The organism is Bacillus sp. PPSBB_11 (assembly GCF_038023285.1).
GTDB classification, from domain to species: Bacteria; Bacillota; Bacilli; order Bacillales; family Bacillaceae; genus Bacillus; species Bacillus altitudinis.
In genome coordinates this window covers 3,057,666-3,079,023 of the sequence record NZ_CP150633.1, presented here as the reverse complement: position 1 = coordinate 3,079,023, position 21,358 = coordinate 3,057,666, and the positions used below count along the sequence as shown (strand labels likewise).

General features: G+C 41.2%; 17 protein-coding genes. All 17 read right to left on the bottom strand.

Features of this window, described 5'->3' with window-relative positions:
• The 17 genes from V7L95_RS15070 to V7L95_RS14990 all read right to left on the bottom strand — a co-directional run bounded on the left by V7L95_RS15070 (window position 1) and on the right by V7L95_RS14990 (window position 21,330).
• Window positions 1-1,293: a pitrilysin family protein gene (locus tag V7L95_RS15070; RefSeq protein WP_340967049.1), complete on the bottom strand. Its 1,293-nt coding sequence runs from the start codon at window positions 1,291-1,293 to the stop codon at window positions 1-3.
• The gene (locus tag V7L95_RS15065) at window positions 1,290-2,570 is read right to left on the bottom strand and encodes a pitrilysin family protein (protein ID WP_326114447.1); all 1,281 of its coding nucleotides are present in this window, start codon (window positions 2,568-2,570) and stop codon (window positions 1,290-1,292) included. Before V7L95_RS15065 ends, V7L95_RS15070 begins: the two co-directional genes overlap by 4 nt.
• A 146-nt stretch (window positions 2,571-2,716) precedes the next feature.
• On the bottom strand, window positions 2,717-5,833 hold the full coding sequence (locus V7L95_RS15060; RefSeq protein ID WP_338335243.1) for an MMPL family transporter: 3,117 nt from the start codon (window positions 5,831-5,833) through the stop codon (window positions 2,717-2,719).
• 319 nt (window positions 5,834-6,152) lie between these two features.
• On the bottom strand, window positions 6,153-7,385 hold the full coding sequence (locus tag V7L95_RS15055) for an MFS transporter (protein WP_170861566.1): 1,233 nt from the start codon (window positions 7,383-7,385) through the stop codon (window positions 6,153-6,155).
• A 99-nt stretch (window positions 7,386-7,484) separates the two neighbouring features.
• On the bottom strand, window positions 7,485-8,210 hold the full coding sequence (locus V7L95_RS15050) for a GntR family transcriptional regulator (RefSeq protein ID WP_008344706.1): 726 nt from the start codon (window positions 8,208-8,210) through the stop codon (window positions 7,485-7,487).
• 164 nt (window positions 8,211-8,374) lie between these two features.
• Window positions 8,375-10,750 carry a DNA translocase FtsK gene (locus V7L95_RS15045; protein ID WP_340967040.1) on the bottom strand — a complete coding sequence of 792 codons (2,376 nt, stop codon included), beginning with the start codon at window positions 10,748-10,750 and terminating at the stop codon, window positions 8,375-8,377.
• 110 nt (window positions 10,751-10,860) lie between these two features.
• Window positions 10,861-11,097, bottom strand: a complete 237-nt coding sequence (locus V7L95_RS15040; RefSeq protein ID WP_008344712.1) for a YlzJ-like family protein — start codon at window positions 11,095-11,097, stop codon at window positions 10,861-10,863.
• On the bottom strand, window positions 11,094-11,822 hold the full coding sequence (locus tag V7L95_RS15035) for a ClpP family protease (RefSeq protein WP_008344713.1): 729 nt from the start codon (window positions 11,820-11,822) through the stop codon (window positions 11,094-11,096). The genes V7L95_RS15040 and V7L95_RS15035 overlap by 4 nt, the downstream gene beginning before the upstream one ends.
• A 121-nt stretch (window positions 11,823-11,943) precedes the next feature.
• Window positions 11,944-13,611, bottom strand: coding sequence for a ribonuclease J2 (gene rnjB / locus V7L95_RS15030; RefSeq protein ID WP_008344715.1), 1,668 nt, complete (start codon window positions 13,609-13,611; stop codon window positions 11,944-11,946).
• 171 nt (window positions 13,612-13,782) lie between these two features.
• Window positions 13,783-14,649, bottom strand: a complete 867-nt coding sequence (gene dapA / locus V7L95_RS15025; RefSeq protein WP_039166632.1) for a 4-hydroxy-tetrahydrodipicolinate synthase — start codon at window positions 14,647-14,649, stop codon at window positions 13,783-13,785.
• A 30-nt stretch (window positions 14,650-14,679) separates the two neighbouring features.
• The gene (gene dapG / locus V7L95_RS15020) at window positions 14,680-15,894 is read right to left on the bottom strand and encodes an aspartate kinase (protein WP_025207348.1); all 1,215 of its coding nucleotides are present in this window, start codon (window positions 15,892-15,894) and stop codon (window positions 14,680-14,682) included.
• 92 nt (window positions 15,895-15,986) lie between these two features.
• Window positions 15,987-17,006, bottom strand: coding sequence for an aspartate-semialdehyde dehydrogenase (asd, locus tag V7L95_RS15015; RefSeq protein WP_041090413.1), 1,020 nt, complete (start codon window positions 17,004-17,006; stop codon window positions 15,987-15,989).
• Window positions 17,007-17,145: 139 nt separating this feature from the next.
• A complete protein-coding gene (gene dpaB, locus V7L95_RS15010; protein WP_008344723.1) occupies window positions 17,146-17,739 on the bottom strand; it encodes a dipicolinate synthase subunit B in 594 nt (197 codons plus the stop codon).
• A complete protein-coding gene (dpaA, locus tag V7L95_RS15005; protein WP_007499517.1) occupies window positions 17,736-18,638 on the bottom strand; it encodes a dipicolinic acid synthetase subunit A in 903 nt (300 codons plus the stop codon). Before dpaA ends, dpaB begins: the two co-directional genes overlap by 4 nt.
• Before the next feature lie 123 nt (window positions 18,639-18,761).
• Window positions 18,762-19,034, bottom strand: a complete 273-nt coding sequence (locus V7L95_RS15000) for a YlmC/YmxH family sporulation protein (protein WP_008344726.1) — start codon at window positions 19,032-19,034, stop codon at window positions 18,762-18,764.
• 69 nt (window positions 19,035-19,103) lie between these two features.
• On the bottom strand, window positions 19,104-20,027 hold the full coding sequence (locus tag V7L95_RS14995; RefSeq protein WP_058213772.1) for an aminoglycoside phosphotransferase family protein: 924 nt from the start codon (window positions 20,025-20,027) through the stop codon (window positions 19,104-19,106).
• Between the two features lie 73 nt (window positions 20,028-20,100).
• Complete coding sequence (locus tag V7L95_RS14990; RefSeq protein ID WP_017359067.1) at window positions 20,101-21,330, bottom strand: pitrilysin family protein; 1,230 nt, start codon at window positions 21,328-21,330, stop codon at window positions 20,101-20,103.
• Between the last annotated feature and the right edge of the window lie 28 nt (window positions 21,331-21,358).

Sequence of the window (21,358 nt, the reverse complement as noted above, 5' to 3'; positions counted from 1 at the left end):
TTATTTTGCTTTCGGTACGACTTTAAAAACTGACATTCTTTCTTCATCAATTTCTTCGTCTAAGATTTGCTGAATATCTGTTAATTGGATTTGCTCCAGTACTGGCACGACATCAAATAAGCTCATTTCTAAGAATGCGTATCGAGTGAATTGATTGGCGATGTACTCCGGGGAGTTCATCGCTTTTAAAAAGCTGCCAATTTTTTTCTTGCGAGCAAGTTCAATCTTTTCTTCTGTGATCAGGCTTTTTGCTTGAAGAAGCGTTTCTTTTAATTCATCTGCGAGTTGATCAGGGTCATTTGTGTCTCCGCCAACTGAAGTGAAGCCAAAACCGCCTTCTTCCGTATAATCGTAACTGAATGTCTCATCAATCAAGCCTTTTTCATACATACGCTCATATTGCAGAGAACTTTTACCAAACAATGTCTCTAAAATAAGATTCATGCCAAGCTCATGTTTGAGGAGCTGTTTTCCTTTTTTATGCGGGTTTTTCGTTTTCAAACCAAACATACATTTAGAACCTTGTACATTCATTTTCAGTTCGTATTCTTTTCGGTATACACGATCAGGTTCATTGATCTCTTTCCGATGAATATCCGGCTGATCGGTAAATGGTTTTTTTGCCTGATTCGCTCTTACTTGGTCTAAAATTTGCGCCGGATCAACAGGACCCACTACAAAAAGAAGCATATTGCTTGGGTGATAGAACGTTTCGTAGCATTCATATAAATGGTCTTTCGTAATTGGCGCAATGCTTTCAACGGTTCCAGCAATATCAATTCTCACTGGGTGCTCTTGATAGAGGTTTTCGATCAGACCAAAGAATAAACGCCAATCTGGATTGTCATCATACATGTTGATTTCTTGACCAATGATGCCTTTTTCTTTTTCGACCGTTTTTTCAGTAAAATAAGGCTCTTGCACAAAATCAATGAGTGTTTCAAGATTCTGTTCAACATTGGCCGTACTTGAAAATAAGTAAGCCGTTCTCGTAAACGTCGTAAATGCGTTTGCGGCTGCTCCCTGTTTACTAAATGTATGAAACACATCTCCATCTTCTTTTTCAAACAGCTTATGCTCTAAGAAATGGGCAATTCCATCAGGCACTCGGATCATGTCTTCTTTGCCAAGCGGCACAAATTCATTGTCGACAGAGCCATATTTTGTTGTGAAGGTTGCATATGTTTTGTTAAACCCTTGCTTTGGCAGCACATAGACGTCTAGTCCGCTGTCCATTTTTTCGTGATATACCGTCTCTTGCAGCTGATCGAATTGAATTGTTTTCACTGTCATGAAGCACCCTCCGTTCCTTTAAGAAAATAGGTCGTATCCCATTCGATTTTTTGACCCACTTTGATGATGTCCTCTTTTGTCACTCTGTCTAACGCATCTAAAAAGGAATCGAGGCTCTCCCCTGTTGGCACGACGGCATGCTGATATAAGTATTCCGCTGTTCCATAAGACGTATCAATGGTTTCAAGCAACTGGTTTTTGACGACAGCCTTTGTCTGTTCAATTGCTTCATCAGAAAAATCGCCTTTTTGCATGGCATCAAATTGTTCTTTGATGATGTCTACTGCTTGCTGATAGTTGCCGACTTCAATTCCTGACATGACCATCATCAAACCTTTAAAGCTCTCAAGTCTAGAAACAGCATAGTACGCAAGACTTGCTTTTTCCCGCACATTGATAAATAGCTTTGAATGAGAGAAGCCGCCGAATATGCCATTAAACAAATGCAGCGCCGGATAATCTTCATCCACTATCGTTGTATGTGTGCGAAAGCCAATGTTCAGCTTTCCTTGTTTTACGTCCTCTTCATCAATGACTTCTTTTGGCTCTATTTGTGATCTTGATGATTCGGTATTTTGTTTGACCGGCTCTCTTTCACTTGTTTTAAAGTATTGCGAGACCATTCGATTAATGTCTTGTTCATCAACGGCTCCCACAACATAGAGATCCAGCTGGTTGGACTGAAGTGCATGCTCGTATGCTTTAAAGAGCGCTTCTGACGTAATCGCTTCTACGTCTTCCATTTCACCATTGACGTGCAGTGCATATGGCTCACCTTTACACATTTCCTGCACAAGTCTTAAGTTTGAATAGCGCATTTTGTCATCATAAACGGCTTGAATACGCTGTTTCAATGTTCTTTTTTCTTGCTCAACGTACAATTCATGAAATACCCCGTTTTCCACGTACGGGTGGAATAATAGTTCAGAAAGTAAGGCAATCCCTTTTTCTAGTAAAGGGGTTTGATCCTTTAAATATTTTTCATTCGCCATTTCTAGACGGAAGGTAATGATGTGATTTTCACCTTTTTTCGCCATGTCTGCGGAAACGGTCGCTCCATAGAGCTCGTCGAAATAAGCACGAAGCTCTCCCGTTTTCGGCATTTTTTCTGTTCCTCTTAAAAGCACATGCGGGAAAAGAGAACGCATGGTGACGTCATCTTTGGATAAAGGCGCAAGCATTTTAAAAAGGATCGTCACGGTTTTAAATTTTTCTGTTTTGACAATATGAGTATGAAGACCAGGTGTATCAAATGTCTTCTCTTGTAAGTACGTCATGAGAAACCTCCTTTGTTCATCCTATTTATTATGTATTAGAACATAGCTGATATATACGTGAAACAGCCATTTAATAGTCATTATATCAATCAGAGGAAAGGATAGGAAATAAAAACGCCTCTGCAAAAAGCAGAGACGCAAGTTTGTTATTTCATTCTAAACGGCCACCAATTCCATTTTCCAAAGACGCGGACCATGACCGGGATAAAGAGTGGTAGAACAACAAAAGCATATAATAAAAGTCCAATGAGTACGACCGTTGCAATTTCAACTAATGATAATACACCCGATGGCAGCATCGCAGCAAAAGTACCCGCTAAAATAGCAACTGCTGAAATAATGACCGACCCCATATTTCTCATCGCTGATATCATGGATGCTTGAACATGCTCTCCCTTCCATTCATTAAAACGATCCATGAGGAAGATCGAATAATCAATGCCGAGGGTCACAAGGATCACAAAGCTGAAAAATGGAACAGCCCAGCTAACACCATCGTAGCCAAAGAATGTTTTGAAAATCCATTCTGTTAAGCCAATGGATGTAAAATACGTTAATATGAGTGACAGTGTTAAGTATATCGGCATGACGATTGACCTTAATAATATAACTAAAATAATAAAGATACCAATTAACATGAAAATAACCGTTCTAATAAAGTCACCGTCTGACGTTTCTTTTAAGTCAACATTTAAACTGGAGATACCAGATACACCGTAGTTGGCGTTTTTCAAACCACTTACAGGTAAATATTGATCAAGGGTTTCTTCAATTTTTGCTACACCTTTCATTGCTTCATTGCTGTATGGATTTACATTTAAAATCACTTCAAAGGTTGTTAATTTACGATCTGGGGACATATACGTATTAAATATTTTCTTAAATTCATGGCGTTTCAGTACTTCTTCTGGTATAAACCAGCCCGTTACTTCTTCATCTGGTGCTTCCTGAAGTTGTTTTAAATAGCTGTCCGCCTCGGTAAAGCCGCTTTTTACTTGCTCAAGTCCGGAAATACTTTCATCTAATCCATCTGTTAATAGTGAGAGTTTAGATGATAGCTGGTTAAACCCTTTTTTCACGGCTTTTTGGCCATCTGTCAGCTGATCTGCGCCATCTTCAATTTTAGGCATTTCTTTGATGAGCTGTTTTTGGCCTTTATTCGTTTCATCAAGACCATCATAAATTTGATCTAGACCTGTCATCAGCGCCTTTACTTGTTGTTTGATTTCTTTTTGCTTGCTTGAGAACGTTTGAATGACTTGATCTGCTTTCTTGATCTTTTGTTTAAAGGCAGATGCTTCCTCTTCATAGACGCTCATTTGCTCTCCAGCTTGATCGAGCATTCCTTTTGTGTCTTTGAATACTTTTTTGATTTCTTTATATTCATTCATATCTTTGATTTCTGGAAGCCGGTTTTCAAGTCCTTCAAATGATACGTTTTCATAGGATTGTTTCACTTTCTTAATCGTTGTCATCAGTTGCTCATTTGATGTTGCGTGACCTTCGAGTGTGCTTACGACTCGTTCAAGGTCTTGAATCATGGTTTCACTTCTGCGGTATTCTTGCTCTAATTCTTTTTTCGCTTGTTTGATTTCAGTGCGAATGGTTCCTACGCCCTCTTTACTGCGCCTCACACCATCCTCTAAAGAAATGAGTGATTTCCTCACTTCTCCGATCCCGCCTTTGATGGCTTTTGTCCCATCAATCAATTGATCAATCCCTTTAGCGGATTCTTCAATTTTTGGTTTTTGTTTGAGAAGTGCTAAGTTTGTTTCGGTCAAGCCATCTGTAATTTTCCCGATGCCCTCATGACCTTTCCCAAGCTCTCCTCCCAGCTCTTTCGCTTGAGAGGTAACGTAGAGCTGACTTAACCCGTCTCCAACTGGGCGAGTGACACTGCGAACCGCTTTTACTTCCTCAATGTCACTTAACTTACGGGTCAGTTTTTCAATCATGACGATCTTTTCTTGATTATCGAGCTCATTGTCACTTTCGACAAGCACATTCAGCGGCAGCGCTTCACCAAAGCCAAATTGCTCAGATATCGTATTAAATGCAGACACTGACTCATACTTTGTCCCAATCTCATTTAAACTATTATAAGAAAGAGTGCCGTCATACATCAGAATTGGAGGAACAGTGATGAGTGCAACTACCCCTAAGCTGATGAGCGGTCTTTTAAATGAAAAGCGCCCAGCCCATTCCCAAATCTTACTTTGTGGATGACGAATGTTTTCTCTTTTAGACGGCCAAAAAAGGGATTTTCCGAAAACCGACATAAAAAAGGGAACGATTGTGACAAGTGCAATGAGCAGAATGCCAACGCCTACGGCAACGCTGACGGCTGATTGGTACAATTGGAATTTTGCGAAACCAATACTTGAGAAGCCGACTAACACAGCTAAGCCGCTGAAAAAGACCGTTTTCCCTGCACATTGATACGTGATGATAATTGATTCTTTGACATCACGCCCCTGACCAATCTCCTCTTTAAAACGGCTTAAAAGTAATATACAATAATCCGTTCCTATACCGAACATAATAGCTACCATAAAAATCTGAGTGAAATTAGACAGAGGAAATGGTGTATATTCTACGAGAAAAGCCACAATACACCGGCTGACAGCATAAGAAATGCCAATCGTAATAAGCGGAACAACAGGTGCCAGTATCGATCTGAATACAATTATTAAAATAAAGAAAATAAAAATCATCGTAATAAGTTCAGTTTTCTTCAGACCTTGTTGAGAGCTTTTAATGACATCTGAGTCCACAAATTTTTGACCTGTCATTTCATATGAGACGTTGTAGGGCTTTAAAACTTCCTCAATTCGTTCTTTAACCTTCACAGCTTTTGTTTCGTAGTGGTCGAATTTGAATGGAACAAGAAGTGTACTTTTATCCTTTGATAAAAGTTGTTTTTGAATGTCACGTTCTACATGAAAATACGAAGTAATTCCGTCAATGTGGAGTTCTGGGGCATGTGTCATGAGTGCAGCTAAAGCCTTTTTTAATTCCTGCTCTTTGGCAGGGAACAAATGTTGTTCGGAGAATACAATCACACCAGTATCTTTTTTCCCATTATGATCTGAAAGCTTATCCAATAAGTGAAGTGCCTCAGCTGTTGGTGTCCCCTCTGGAACCTTTAACTGCCCTTTTTCTCTTGTTAATTCCTCTAAATTGGGCGCAGTAATAAACAGAATCACAGCTGTTATCATCCACACCATTAATACAATCCATCTTGCTTTAATTATTTGCAACATAGCTGCTTCAAGCTCCTTCTAGTTCATCAATCAATTTGCTGTTTTTGAGCGTGTCTGAAGTGCTGACTTCGTCTCCTTCAACGTGCTAATGGCAGGATGACCTATTCAATTGTCCTTTCGTGTTGAAGAAACGCATATCCATCATCAGCCACGAGCTCAATTTCTGCCTTAAAACAAAGACAGAAAATGAATGTTTTTGAACACCTCCTATTTGGGATAATTTAAAAGATATTACTATACATTAGTTTAACTATCAAAATTTTACATGTCAATTTATAAAAAAGAAAAAAGATGGCAAAATACCGTCTTTTTTCTATGTTTAAACCGTTTTCAATTGTTCACTTTCATCCTTTTCATCTGGCTGGATAAAAAAGAGGACCAAAAATAATGAAATGAGACTACATATGGTCGATAGAATAAAAACGATGGCGTCTCCTTTATCCATCAGAAATGCGTAAATTGGAGGCCCTAAAGCAACACCGATAAACCGCATGCTGCTATAAAATGACGTAATGGTTCCGCACTGCTCTTTTTCAATCCCTTCTGTTATCAACGCATCAAGTGCTGGAAGCACAATGCCAATCCCTACGCCGCCAATACTTAAGCAGACAAACAACACGTAAAAACTGTGATTCCACCATAAAAATATATACGAAAGTGATAAAAGAGCCATACCAACGATGAGAAATATCCTCATTTTCCCCTTTTCTTTCCCGATTGTTTTCCCCGCAATGTACGAGCTGATTGATAAGAAAAGGAGCGGGATACTTAGCAGTAAGCCTTTTTTGACACCCGTTATTTGATACGCTGCTTCTAGGTTATCTGACAAATAAAAGAGCACGCCAAAAAGAAGAAACATAATAAAACCACCAATAGCAAAAATGGCATAAAGCCAGCGTCCTTCATGCTTAAAAATCGTCTTTGTTGATTTTAAAAACTCTTTAAATGTAGGCGGATCTTCCTCTTTCTTTGCGGATTCAACCATAAACAGTACCATCACAAAGCTGATGATTGAAAAGAATGGAATGAACCAAAACGGTACAAACCAAAACCAAGAAGCGAGAAGTGCCCCAATAATAGGACTTAGTACCTTTCCAGCTGTATTAGAAGTTTCAATGGCTCCAAGTCCCGCACTTACCTCTTCATCATCATGAAACAAATCGCCAATAAACGGCATAACGACAGGTGCTGCCCCGGCTGAGCCAACTCCTTGAAGGACCCTGCCAAATAGAATCCACATATAGGGTTCTTTCATGATGGTTGAGGCAACAGCTGCCACAGCTCCTCCAAGTCCTGCGATTAAAAGACACGGCAAAAGTACCTTTTTCCGCCCAATTCGGTCAGATAAATAACCGGCAATCGGAATACACAAAATCGCCACAACGGAGTATACCGTAATAATGAGTGACACTTGAAAGGAAGTGATTGAGAGTTTCTTTTCTATCTCTGGTAATACGGGTATTAGCATCGAGTTCCCAAGTGTCATGATTAGAGGCACTGATGATAATGCAATAATATTCTTTTTACTGACAGTTTTCTCGCCCAACATCATTCACCCAATTCTATATACTGTTACGTTTAGTGTGGCATGTTTCACGGGTTTTATGTATGGGCAAACAAAAAGCAACCGCCTATGGAAGCGACTGCTTTGTTAAAATCGTTTACGTATGACATGGAAGCTGAATTTATCCGCTCGAAAATAATTGAGCGAGTATAAGACCGGCTGATCATCTTGATCATAGTGCATTTGTTTCAGTAATAGTAAGGCTGTTTCTGGGTCACATTCTAGTATCGGTGAAACCTGATCGTGATAACCAATCGGTTCGATGTCTGCCACTGCATATTTAATTCCGCTGTGCGGTTCTCTGCCAAACAGCTCAAAAAGCGATTCTTCCTCATGAGTAAAAGAAGCGGGAAGATGTTTGACCGGAATTTTATCTAAACAATAGACGACTGGCTGTCCATCTGCTGTTCGAACGCGCTCCATTGAAAAAACCTTCTCGGATTCATCACACTGAAAACGAATGACATCATTCTCTGTCGGCTCTCCTTCTTGTGAGGACAAAAAGATGGTACCTGGCGTCATATTGACCTGTTCAATCATTTTTGTGACACTTGTCAGCTGTTCAATGCCAGTAGAAAAAAGCGGTCTTGAGTTGACGAAAGTTCCCACACCATGCCTTCTAATTAAATACTTCTCTTCTTCTAATATACGAAGGGCTTCACGAAGGGTCGCTCTGCTCACGCCTAAAAGCTTTGAGAGCTCAAACTCAGAAGGGAGCTTTTCTTTTTCGGCATATACACCTGTTTGAATATCTTCTTTAATACGGTCAATCACTTTCAAATATAAATGGCGATTGTCTGTTTTGGTCGACATGTTTTCCCTCCGTCTAATCAATGCAAATGATAAGATGAGAAATCTCTATTCCGAGATAAGATGAACATAACTATATCACGTTTTTGCAAATAAATAAATAGTCTGACATCCAGTTAACATAATCAATATATCGTTAACTTCATGTTAGGAAAGCTCTCTTCGAATTATGAAGAGAGCTCGTCATGTTGTTCTTTTGAGAGGAGGACTTCTCTCGGTTTACTGCCTTCATATGGTCCGACAACCCCGCGCTCTTCCATTGCGTCAATAAGACGTGCGGCACGGGTATAACCGATGCGGAACCTCCTTTGCAGCATAGAAACAGAGGCCGTCTGCATGCCAATGATCAGTTCAACTGCTTCATCATATAAGTCGTCGTCCACAGCCCCAAGCTGATCTTGCGTTTCTTCACTCGGGATCATTTCTTCTTGATATTGTGCTTTTTGCTGCGTGATGACATGATCAACGACATGTTCCACTTCTTCATCTGATAAAAAGGCGCCTTGTACACGAACTGGTTTGTTCGCACCGACAGGTAAGAACAACATATCCCCTCTGCCCAGCAATTTTTCTGCGCCTCCCATATCAAGAATGGTCCTTGAATCGGTTTGTGACGATACGCTAAATGCAATGCGGGATGGAATATTGGCTTTAATGACACCTGTAATGACATCAACAGAAGGTCTTTGTGTAGCAATAATTAAATGAATCCCCGCAGCACGTGCCATTTGAGAAAGCCTTGTAATGGAATCTTCTACATCAGAGGAAGCAACCATCATTAAATCAGCAAGCTCGTCTACAATGACGACAATATAAGGTAGTTCTGGCTGCTTCGCCTCTTCTGATTGATTCATTCGTTTAATGTAATCATTGTACCCTTCAATATTTCTTGTGCCCGTATGAGAAAACAATTCATAACGGCGCTCCATTTCACTAACCACTTTTTTAAGTGCCTGTGAGGCTTTCTTAGGATCAGTCACAACTGGAGCCAACAGATGAGGGATGCCATTATAAACATTTAATTCAACCATTTTCGGGTCAATCATCATCATCTTCACTTCATGAGGTTTTGCTCTCATGAGAATGCTTGTGATAATGCCATTGATACATACGCTCTTTCCGCTTCCTGTCGAGCCAGCCACAAGTAAATGCGGCATTTTGTTCATTTCAGCCAGCACAGCTTCACCAGAAATATTTCGGCCCAGTCCGATGAGCAGCTTGGCATTTGGGCGGTCATTTTGTTTCGATTCTAAAACCTCTTTTAAAGAAACCATTGCAATTTCTGCGTTGGGAACTTCAATTCCGATGGCAGATTTACCAGGAATCGGCGCTTCAATTCGAATGTCTTTTGCTGCTAATGCAAGGGCTAAATCATCACTCAAGTTGACGATCTTACTTACCTTCACGCCGACATCAGGGTATACTTCATATTTTGTGACGGCCGGCCCTAAATGAACTTGTGTCACTTTTGCTTTTACACCAAAGCTTTGGAAGGTCTTTTCAAGCTTTCTTGCATTTTCATAAATATTCTTCTTATCTGTTTGCTGACCTGAATGCTGCGGCTCAGCTAAAATATCAAGCGATGGCAGCTCATAATCCTTATTTTCAAGCTCCGTAAACGTCATAGGCGGAGCTTCTTTCGGTTCATCCCCTGTATCATGAGACGGAGTGCCTTGTACAGTTTCTTGAAGAGGATCTGGCTCTTTGACCGGCTGATCTTTTTGAACCGGCGGTGTGAGCATGTCATCTCGATCAGCAAAACTTGAGATAATCGGCTGACGATTGTCAGAAGCCTGCTCTTCTTCCTCGATCAAGATATGATCATGATCTTCTTCGGCCTCTTCTTGCAAGCGTGAACGCTTTTTCTTTTCACTTGTTTTCTGCGCAGGTGCATTCTTTTTCGCCTGCCTTATGCCTTTCATATCTTCAATAAATGCTTTCCACTGCTTCACCAAAAATTGTGATACAGGCAGCGTCACTTTTTTGACCATTTCTTGCAGTGACCGGTTTGTCATCAGCACAATGCCGATCAGCATTAGCACAATGGCCATGATTTGCGACCCTGCTTGTGCAAACAAGAAATAGGAGGCCGCAAATAATACAGCACCGATCATACCGCCTCCTAAATCGGGCGAGCCTGTCTCACCTTTCATATCCATTAAGAATAACTCAAACGTATTTCTGATTACACTTTGAGAACCTATCACGCCTGCAGCTGAAAGATGCTGAAAAAGCTTCACATGGGACAAAAGCAAGATACTCGCAATGATGCAGTATAAACCTGCTTTTCTTCTTGTCAGTAAATCAGGAATTTGTTTTTTCCAAAAGATCGTCACACCAAAAAGAAATAATCCGATAAGGCAGAGAATAAACCATTCACCTGCAAAGAATCGGAATAGATGTACAAAGGTTTGTCCAACTACACCTAGCTGTAAAATGGCAATGATCGCTATGGCAATACAGACTAACCCATTTAGTTCATATTTCAGTTTTAGCTGTTTATTTTGTTTTTTTCTTGTTTTACGTTTTCTCTTTTTCGCCATACTCATCACCTTACTACAAAAGAAAATATAACCTACGAAAAGATCAGAAAGAAAGCAGCCTGGTTTTGGCTGCATCTTGTTGTAAGTTTTCCCTTTATTATAGCATAGAATCATTCATATGAGTCGGTTTGATTGGTGCCTAAATGTAACTTCAATCGCTTACCTGGTGCAAGCTCCTGATTCAAAAAGTCCATTGGATTCGTACTCATTACTTGAACGATTTCCGCTTCATCTTCTTTCATTTCAACCATCACTGGCACACCCTGAATGTTTACCTGCTGGAGTTTGCGTTCTCCTTGTTCCTCAGCGTAAATGGCTTCATAAGGCATAGGTGTATATAAAATCATTGGATCAGCCCCTCGTTTTGTGCAGCCCGTTCGCCAATAAGCTCGTTCAGCTTTTTAATCGCTTGTCCAACGCCGCCGACTTCATGCATCAGTCCGTATTCAGCCGCCTCATGGCCAACGACATTTGTCCCGATGTCTCTTGTTAGATTGCCTTTAGAGAACATAAGCTCTTTAAATTTCTCTTCTGTAATGTTTGAGTGACTCGTGACAAAATTAATGACTCTTTCCTGCATTTTATCTAAGTATTCAAAGGTTTGCGGAACACCGATGACTAGACCGGTTAAGCGTACAGGGTGAATGGTCATTGTTGCTGTTTCGGCAATGTATGAATAATCACACGATACGGCGATTGGGACCCCAATAGAGTGGCCGCCGCCAAGCACAATGGATACAGTCGGTTTGGATAAAGAAGCGAGCATTTCCGCAATGGCTAGTCCTGCTTCTACATCGCCGCCGACTGTATTTAAAATGATTAGAAGTCCTTCAATTTTTGGGTTTTGTTCAACTGCTACGATTTGTGGAATGACATGTTCGTATTTGGTTGTTTTATTTTGTGGCGGCAGCTGCATGTGCCCTTCAATTTGTCCAATAATGGTGAGGCAATGTATGTTTGTATCTTGTGACAACTGCGGGACGGCTGTTTCACCAAGCTGTTGTATTTTGCTCATAATGCTATCTTTTTCTTCTGGTTTTCGCTCAGGCTGCTGTTCATTCTGTTCGTCCATTTGTCTCCATCCTTTCCTAAAAACTCTCCTCCTATTATGAACAAGATCGTCACATTCCATCCGCATTCATCATGTCACATCAAAAAAGCCCAAAGAGCTTATGCTCTTTGGACTTTTCTCATCACACTTCCATAATAATTGGAATGATCATTGGCTTGCGTTTTGTTTTTTCATATAGGAATTGATTTAGTACATCGCGCATGGATTGTTTCAGTGTTGACCATTCAACAATTGAGTTTTCCGTTTGCTCTTTCACAATCCCTTTGACCATTTCTGTTGCTTTCACAATCAGCTCTTCGGATTCTCTTACATAAACAAATCCTCTTGTGATGATCTCAGGTCCAGAAATTAATTGTTTCTTTTGTTTATCGAGCGTAATGACCACAATTAAGATGCCATCTTGAGACAATAGGCGTCTATCACGTAAGACAATATTCCCAATATCACCAACACCAAGACCATCGATCAAAATGTTCCCTTGATGTACTTTTTCACCGATTTTGACGTTTTGACCTCTAAATTCCACAACATCCCCTTTATCAATTAAGAAAATGTCGCTTCGTTTCATGCCCACTTCTTCAGCAATACGAGAATGTGCTTTTTGCATGCGATATTCGCCGTTTACTGGAATTAAATACTTTGGCTTCAGTAAGTTCAGCATAAGCTTTAACTCTTCTTGACAGCCATGTCCAGATACATGCACACGTTTTTGAGCAAAAATCACTTGTGCTCCGCTTCTTGTAAGGAAATCCACCGTTTTTGAATAGGTAAGTTCTTGTCCTGGAAGAGGTGTAGACGCAATCACAACCGTGTCATCTTTTTCAATATGAAGCTGTTTGTGATTTTGTTTCGCCATTTTTGTTAAAGCAGCGAGAGGCTCGCCGTGGCTTCCTGCTGTGAGAATGACCACACTGTTTTTCGCCATTTTTTTCACTTCTTGGACTGGAACAAATAATTCTTCGTCCGCTGTCACATAACCAAGTTTGATCGCAAGCTGAAGAGTTGTCATCATATTTTTCCCTGCTACTGCAAGCTTACGGCCATTTTGGTTTGTGGCATTAATGATTTGCTGTACACGGTTAATATTTGACGAAGATACAGCGACAATCACACGGTTTTCAGCATTGTACATCGCATTTGAGATTTCGTCTTGGACGAGCGCCTCAGAAGGTGTATAGCCTGGTTTTTCAGCATTTGCACTGTCTGAAAGAAGTGCTAAAACGCCATTGTTTCCAATTTTCGCAATCTCTCCAATGTCACAGGCTTGGTTAAGCGCTGGGGTTTGATCAAATTTAAAATCACCTGTGCATACGATTGAACCAAGAGATGTTTTGAAGCTGATTCCGACTGAATCAGGAATACTGTGATTCGTTCTAAAGAATGATACCTTTGTTGTTTCAAATGTAATGACTGACTTTGCATGAACCTCTCGCAAATCAGCTTTTTGATTGAAGCCGTATTGCTTTAACTTTTCTCGAAGTAACGCAAGGGTCAGCTTCGTGCCATAAACTGGTACAGACAATTTGCTTAAGCAATGGAATACGCCTCCGATTGCTTCATCATGTCCGTGGGTAAGAAAAATTGCTTTCACCCGATCAGCTCGTTCTGTTAAATAAGAGATATCAGGAATGACCACGTCAATGCCTAGCATTTCGTTTTCTGGATGCATGAGTCCTGCATCTACAACATATATGTCGGAATCAATCTCAATGACATATAAGTTTTTCCCGATTTCTCCAACGCCTCCCAGTGCAATAATTCTTACGTTCTCTGTATTTTTCTTTTTCAAAATTCTTATCCTCCTAGTCTCAAGCCCGTCCATCATCGCTTAATGCTATTATAACTGAATCTAATTTTAGAAAACAAGATGAAGTCACATTTTAAGAAAGTGTTTATGTATAAAAAACGGTCATACTCAGGGACATCTGAGAATGACCGCTTACGAATTTTTTTGTTTTGATCAGCTGTTTAATACGCTGCTTAAATTCAGTCTCTCTTCTTCTGATAAAGGTAAAAGCGGGAGTCGAACGGATCCGACATCTAATCCTTTCAGCTGAAGAGCTGTTTTGACAGGCGTTGGATTTGGCGCTGAGAACAGCTGGTTCATGATCGGCACCAGCTTTTGATGAATCAATGCCGCATTCGCTGTTTGTCCTGAAGCGTAGCTTTTTAGCATTTGCTGCATATCAAGGCCTACAATATGAGAAGCCACAGAGACAACTCCTTTTGCACCAATCGCAACCGCAGGAAGCGTTAGGCTGTCGTCACCAGAGTAAACGTCAAAATCTTCTGGTGTCTCTGCAATGATTTTTGTCATGGCATCTAGATCACCGCTTGCTTCTTTGATTGCGACAATGTTCGGTATTTGCGCAAGCTTAATCGTTGTTTCTGGTGCTAATGAAGCAACCGTTCTTCCTGGTACATTGTAAAGCATGACAGGAAGAGATGTAGACTCGGCAATTGCTTTAAAGTGTGCATACATGCCTTCCTGTGATGGCTTGTTGTAGTAAGGTACGACAAGCATCACTGCATCAACGCCCGCTTCTTCTGCTTTTTTCGTTAGTTTAATAGACGCATTTGTGTTATTACTGCCTGTTCCTGCAATGATTTTACAACGACCATTTGCTAATTTCACCGATTGCTGAAAAAGAGCGACTTTTTCTTCAGTCGATAAAGTTGGCGATTCGCCTGTTGTCCCTGCAACGACTAAAGAGTCACTGCCGTTTTTTAACAAGTAATCAATGAGAATTGATAGCTTTTGGAAATCAATGTTGCCCTTTTTATCAAAAGGTGTAATCATAGCTGTTGCGATATTTCCGAAATTCATTTTTTTCACCTCATCATGATTCAATCACATTTATCTTGAAAGTTCAAACACTTCATGAAGGGCATTAACAGCCGCTCTCATGTTTTCTTCGTTCACTAACACCCAAATCGTCGTATGACTGTCAGCGGACTGTAAGATCGGAATATTTTGCTCAGATAGTGCAGATACAATTTTAGATGTGACACCTGGTACACCCATAATGCCTGCTCCAACAGCTGATACCTTTGCACAGTTTGTCGTGACAATCGGCGTATAGCCCAGATCTTTTAGGATCGCCGTTGCTTTTTCAGTCATTGCACCTGTCACCGTATAGACGATTTCGCTCGGTGTAATGTTGAAGAAATCGACACTAATTTGGGCATTTGCCATTGCTTTAAAGACTTCTGTTTGTACGCTGTACTGTCCCTCTTTAGCTGGGACTTTGATTTGTGTGACATCATTGACATGTGCAATACCCGTAATCAGGCGGTCGTACACATCATGACTCATTTTATCTGAGTAGTGTGATGTCACGAGTGTGCCCTCATCATCAGAGTATGTTGAACGGACCCTCATTGGTACTTTTGCTTGCATGGCAATTTCAACAGCTCTAGGGTGAATGACTTTTGCCCCTTGGTATGCGAGGTTACAAATTTCTGTGTATGTCACGACTCTCAGTGGTTTTGCATTTTCTACGATACGGGGATCTGCTGTCATGACCCCTTCTACATCTGTAAAAATATCGATGAAATCTGCCTGCAATGCAGCGCCTAACGCAGCAGCTGACGTATCACTGCCGCCTCGTCCGATTGTTGTCACGTCTCCATTTTTTGCAGCGCCTTGGAATCCAGCAACGACAACCACATCATGCTCTGAAAGTGCCGCCTCAAGACGTTCACACTTCATGTCAATAATTTTCGCATTTGTATGCTCTTTATCTGTCACAAAGCCTGCCTGTGATCCAGTCATCGCAACAGCCTTTAGCCCGTTTTCATTCAGCATACTTGAAAAAACAACAGCTGAAATATTTTCTCCGCAAGACACGAGTAAATCTTTTTCTCGGTTTGTCATATGCTGCGCACTGCCGTAAAGCAGACCAAGCAGCGTATCTGTCGCATAAGGATCGCCTTTTCGTCCCATCGCAGACACGACAACGACCGATTTATAGCCTTTCTCTTTTGCAGATAAGATATGTGCAAGTGCCCTTTTTCTTCCTTGATCATCTTTGACAGATGTACCGCCAAATTTTTGGACAATTATTTTCACTGTTTTCACTCCAAGTTCATTCTGACGTAACAGAAGAGAGCAGGCGAAAGATGCCTAACTCTCTTCTATTCGTCCTCATCATCCATTGAATGTTAAACTAATTTTAATGCTCGTAAGCTTTCTGCAATTTGAACGGAGTTCCATGCAGCGCCTTTTAGCAGGTTATCAGATACAATCCACATATGGAAGCCATTTGGACGATCCAAATCCTTCCGAATGCGGCCGACAAATACGTCGTTTTTACCAACAGCATCTGCAGGCATTGGATAAATTTGCTGAGACGGATCATCTTGTAATGTGATGCCTGGTGCATCTTTTAGGATGGACTTGATGTCATCAACCGTTGCGTCATTTGATTCAAGTTCAACGTAAACCGATTCTGAATGACCCGTTTCAATTGGTAGTCTCACACATGTTGCTGCTACTTCCAGCTCTGGCAAATGCATGATTTTTTTCGTTTCATTGATCATTTTCATTTCTTCAAATGTATAGCCATTATCTTGGAATTTATCAATTTGCGGAATCGCATTAAAGGCAATTTGATAAGGCATGACTTCTGGTTTCACATCTTCTTTATTTAAAATGGCTTGCGACTGGCTGTACAGTTCGTCTATGGCTTCATGTCCTGCACCTGATACTGCTTGGTAAGTAGACACAATGACTTTTTTCATGCCATACGCTTGACGAAGCGGTTCTAGCGCCGCCACCATTTGAATCGTTGAACAGTTAGGGTTTGCAATGATCCCTTGATGGTCATGCAAATCTTTTTCGTTTACCTCTGGTACGACAAGAGGGGTATTTTCGTCCATACGAAAAGCACTTGTATTATCGACAACAATTGCACCTCGTTTGACTGCTTCAGGAGCTAGCGCTTTGGAAACATTTCCTCCCGCACTGAATAGTGCAATATTGACCCCTTCAAAGCTTTCAGGTGTTGCTTCTTGAACGGTATACTCTTGACCTCTGAATGTCACTTTTGTTCCAGCAGAACGTTTTGAGGATAGTAGGGTAAGTGTATCCATTTCAAAATCTCTGTCAGCTAGTGTTTTTAACATTTGTTGACCGACAGCTCCAGTCGCTCCAACTACAGCTACATGCAATCCTCTTCCCATCAGTAAAACTCCTTCCGACCCATCCATGATTCTTTTCTTTCGGATGGCCATCCTATGACTTTTTACATTTTATTTTACCATAGAAAAGCAAGGCTTGAAGTACCTTTTTTGAATCTTTCATGATTTTCTAGTGAATCTATTATTCGTTTGCTCCAATTAAAATGGGCTGAATTTGTCTATGCTCGAGCGCCTCTTCTACCGTTTTCGTCAGTAGATCCATATGCGCTACCATGGAAGTCGGTTTTTTGAATGGATCATCTTGGCCGAATGGAATAAAGAAAATGTTCTTTGTCGACATGAGTCTCATGAGATTTGTACCATTTAAACCTAATGCATCATTGGTGGAAATGCCTAAAACGACAGGGCGGTGATTACGAATGGTCGCCTTAGCAGCCATTAAGACTGGACTGTCTGTCAGTGCATTTGCAAATTTCGCCATTGAATTGCCTGTTAAAGGTGCAATGACCATACAATCAAGTGGAAGTTTTGGTCCGAGTGGCTCTGCTTTGACGATTGAGTCAATCGCTTGAAATCCTGTCAGCTTCTCAATCCGCTCAATCCAGTCCGCTCCTTCTCCGAATCTCGTATTCGTATTTTGCACCGTATATGACACGACAGGACGCACTTCTGCCCCTTCTTTCACGAGTGATTCGATTTGCGGAAAAACGGCTTCGTACGTGCAGTGAGAACCTGTTAAACCAAAGCCGATTCTTTTCCCTTTTAGTGTAGTCATGATTTCATCCCCCTTTTTTCCTCCGCAAGTTCACATAAGAGACCAGAAAGCACTTTTGCAATGATCTGCCCGGCTGTCTTTGGTGCCACAATCCCTGGAAGTCCTGGTGCAAGAAGTGCCTTCACTCCATGCTTTTGTGCAAAGTCAAAGTCTGTTCCACCTGGGCGGGAGGCGATATCCAAAATGAGTGTCTTTGGTGTCATGCTGACGATGACAGATGAATCTAATACTAAGCTTGGAATCGTATTGATGATGATGTCGACATCCGTTACTTCATCTTTTAAACGGTCCATTGAAAATGGATCAAGTCCCATCTCAAAGGCTCGCGCTAAATGGGCTGTATCCGCAGCACCAACTTTCACTTCCGCACCTAGCGCCCGAAATGTGCGGGCAATGGTGAGCCCTGTTCGACCAAGTCCGAGAACAGCGACATGTGACCCATGAATCGTATAGTCCGTTTGCTGAATAGCCATCATGATAATCCCTTCAACTGTTGGAATAGAGTTATATATGGCAATATCATCTCGCTCAAACAGCTTCACAAGCTTCCGGTTCACCTGCTTTGCCATATTGTCTAAGTACATATTAGAAATACCTGAGTACAAGGTACAATGTGCAGGGGTTCTTTCTAAATATTTAGCTTCTAGCACGACCTTCTCATTTGAAAAAACGGTGGCAACGACCCCTTCGTCTGTAGCACCTGATACCGGAAGGATCATACTGTCTACCTGCTCAAATGGAAGCTCTGACATTTTCAGCTTTTCAGCACCAATAAATCCATGATCCAGCTGATCAAAACCGACCAAAAACACTTTGGCATGCTGCTGTGACAGCTTGCGAATGATTTCAAGCTGCCTAGCATCTCCCCCGATCACCGCAACCGTTAAACCGCTCAACATACTGACCGTTCACCTTCTTTATTTAAAAAAGTCTGTAATATTTTCCGAATCTCCCTTTCAGCATATGAGGAGAGGATTCAGCCTGTGAACAAATCGGGAAGAGAAAAGAAAAAGAGCACCCTTTTATGATGGGTGCTCTTTTTCTCCGTGCGGCTGAAGTTCTTCAGGCACATCGAGAATGATCATATCTGATCCTATTTTTTGAATGTGATTCCACGGAACGCGGATGTCATTTCCTTGTTTTCGAAAGCCAAACCATTTGACGGAAGGTATGATGAGTGCTGTAATTTGACCGTCCTGTTCATTTATTTCAAGGTCGGTTTGTCCAAGCACGCCAAGCCGCTCCGCTCTTTTAATATCGACGATCTCTTTTCCTGACAGCTCACTCAGCCTCAAAATCGCATCACTCCCCTTCCATATCATATATGCAGCACAGAGGGTGAATAGACCGGGCCATTCTATAGGTCACGAATGAAGCCTATCTACATACCAAACTGGTATAAGTTGAGTAAAACGATTATGGTCTGACAGTATTCTCTCCACTCGATTCACCATATCTTTTACATGTCCCGGATCATAGGATAACGTCCAAACAATAGAAGAAAAGCAACTCATTGCTGTATAAATGGAAAAAAGAAGCCAAAAATTACGTGTTACCTGCGTGGTGCTTAAATAGGCATCCAATTGCCCGGCTGAAAATGGAATGCTGCTTTCTCGACTAAATAAAGACAGTTTATAAAAGTCATGAATCGGATCACCCCAGTCGGATTGATCAAAGTCGATCGCCCCAGCATATTGATGACGCTGTATAATGATATTCCCTAAATGAAAATCATCATGCTGGAACTGGTTTGGCCTCCCTTTTACCGCATCAGCATGTGACTGAATAAAATCTAATACGAACTGATCATGGGAAAAGGTCACTCCACTTGATTGATAGGCATGTACATACCGTTCATGTTTCGCTAATACCTTCTTATCCCAGGGGGCTGCATAAAAAGGGGCATCGAATGTATGCATGATACTCAAGTCTCTGCCTGCCCGCCTTCCGATTTCATACTGCTCTTCTTCTGTGAGCAGATGAATAGATGCTCTAGCAATCTCTCCTTCGATAAATGGAAAAATACGAAAAGTACAGTTTTGTTCAGCACTCACTCCGACCTCCATCACTTCAGAACAAATAACGCCTCGATTTTTTAACTTCTGCTGAATGGACGCTTTCTTTTTCAAACTGGAATATTTCTGAATGTCTGATAGCTTGAGTACTAGCTTTTCACTAGGCGTTGTGACCAAAAAGGTGCGGTCTCCCGAAAATCCAGATGTCATCGGCCGGAAAGAGATGGCTTGTTTAAGAAGCGGAGATAGCTGTTTCAGTTTTTCGTGTTTCATGAACGCAGAGCCCCTTTCTTCTTGGTATACAATAAACGGCAGACCTCTTGAGAAGTCTGCCGTGTTGTTTACATTATGATGGCTGATCACCCGTTGGACTAATAAGCGAGAGAGCATAATCTTCTGTAAAGATTCTTTTCGATAAATTGTTCACGCCGTCTAATGAGACGCGATTGATTTCATCAATAATTTCATCAAGCGTACGATGTTTGCCAAGGAGTAATTCATTTTTACCATTTCGGCTCATCTTGCTGTTTGTGCTTTCAAGACTAAGCATGAGGTTGCCTTTCATTTGCTCCTTAGAGTTTTCAAGTTCTTTCTGCGTAATTCCCTCACGTTTTAAGACGTCTAATGTTTGTAAGATGGTTTCAGATAGCAGGTTCAGCTGCTTCGCTCCAGTTCCACCATAGATCGTCAGCATTCCGTTATCTGCAAATGAACTATGATAGCTGAATACAGAATACGCAAGTCCTTTATCTTCTCTTACGTCTTGGAACAACCGGCTGCTCATGCTACCGCCTAGAACATTATTTAAGACGATTAAGTCATAGATGCCCTGATCTCCAGCAGGAAGTCCGTTAAAGCCCATGCAAAGGTGCGCCTGTTCTGTTTCCTTTTTGCGTGTCAGTTTGTCATAGTGGAATTGCGGGGCTTCGACAGGCTGCTTTTTCCCCTTTCCTTCATACGAGCCAAATAATGTTTCTACCTCACGAATGAAAGTGTCATCGACGTTCCCTGCAACAGAGATGACGACGCGATCCGGCGTATAGAATTCATCCATATATTTTCGAAGGGAATCACCGTTAAAAGTAGAGAGTGTTTCCTCTGTCCCTAAAATCGGATAACCTAATGAATGATCACCGTAAATGGCTTTGCTTAACAAATCATGAACGATGTCATCAGGAGTATCTTCATACATTTTAATTTCTTCATAGACCACATTTTTTTCTTTCTTCAGTTCTTCTTCGTCAAAAGCAGAGTTGAAAAACATGTCACTCAATACATCGAGGGCATACCCAGCATGTGAATCAAGTACCTTTGCATAATAGCAAGTATATTCTTTTGACGTAAAGGCATTCACTTGACCACCAATGCGGTCAAAGGATTCTGCGATATCACGTGCAGATCTCGTCCTTGTTCCTTTAAAGAACATATGCTCTAAAAAGTGTGAGATCCCATTTACTTCTGGTGTCTCATGTCTAGAACCTGTTCCAATCCAGACGCCAATTGCGACAGACCTTACAGTGGGATTGTTTTCAAGTACAATTCTTACTCCGTTTTGGCATGTATACGTTTTGACCAAGTTTTGCTCCTCCTATTCAACAAACAGA

Bases quoted from the DNA above. Each gene is read 5' to 3' on its own strand.
- V7L95_RS15070 (WP_340967049.1), bottom strand. From the start codon at position 1,293: ATGACAGTGAAAACAATTCAATTCGATCAGCTGCAAGAGACGGTATAT.
- V7L95_RS15065 (WP_326114447.1), bottom strand. From the start codon at position 2,570: ATGACGTACTTACAAGAGAAGACATTTGATACACCTGGTCTTCATACT.
- V7L95_RS15060 (WP_338335243.1), bottom strand. From the start codon at position 5,833: ATGTTGCAAATAATTAAAGCAAGATGGATTGTATTAATGGTGTGGATG.
- V7L95_RS15055 (WP_170861566.1), bottom strand. From the start codon at position 7,385: ATGATGTTGGGCGAGAAAACTGTCAGTAAAAAGAATATTATTGCATTA.
- V7L95_RS15050 (WP_008344706.1), bottom strand. From the start codon at position 8,210: ATGTCGACCAAAACAGACAATCGCCATTTATATTTGAAAGTGATTGAC.
- V7L95_RS15045 (WP_340967040.1), bottom strand. From the start codon at position 10,750: ATGGCGAAAAAGAGAAAACGTAAAACAAGAAAAAAACAAAATAAACAG.
- V7L95_RS15040 (WP_008344712.1), bottom strand. From the start codon at position 11,097: ATGATTTTATATACACCTATGCCTTATGAAGCCATTTACGCTGAGGAA.
- V7L95_RS15035 (WP_008344713.1), bottom strand. From the start codon at position 11,822: ATGGACGAACAGAATGAACAGCAGCCTGAGCGAAAACCAGAAGAAAAA.
- dapA (WP_039166632.1), bottom strand. From the start codon at position 14,649: ATGAATTTCGGAAATATCGCAACAGCTATGATTACACCTTTTGATAAA.
- asd (WP_041090413.1), bottom strand. From the start codon at position 17,006: ATGGGAAGAGGATTGCATGTAGCTGTAGTTGGAGCGACTGGAGCTGTC.
- dpaB (WP_008344723.1), bottom strand. From the start codon at position 17,739: ATGACTACACTAAAAGGGAAAAGAATCGGCTTTGGTTTAACAGGTTCT.
- dpaA (WP_007499517.1), bottom strand. From the start codon at position 18,638: ATGTTGAGCGGTTTAACGGTTGCGGTGATCGGGGGAGATGCTAGGCAG.
- V7L95_RS14995 (WP_058213772.1), bottom strand. From the start codon at position 20,027: ATGAAACACGAAAAACTGAAACAGCTATCTCCGCTTCTTAAACAAGCC.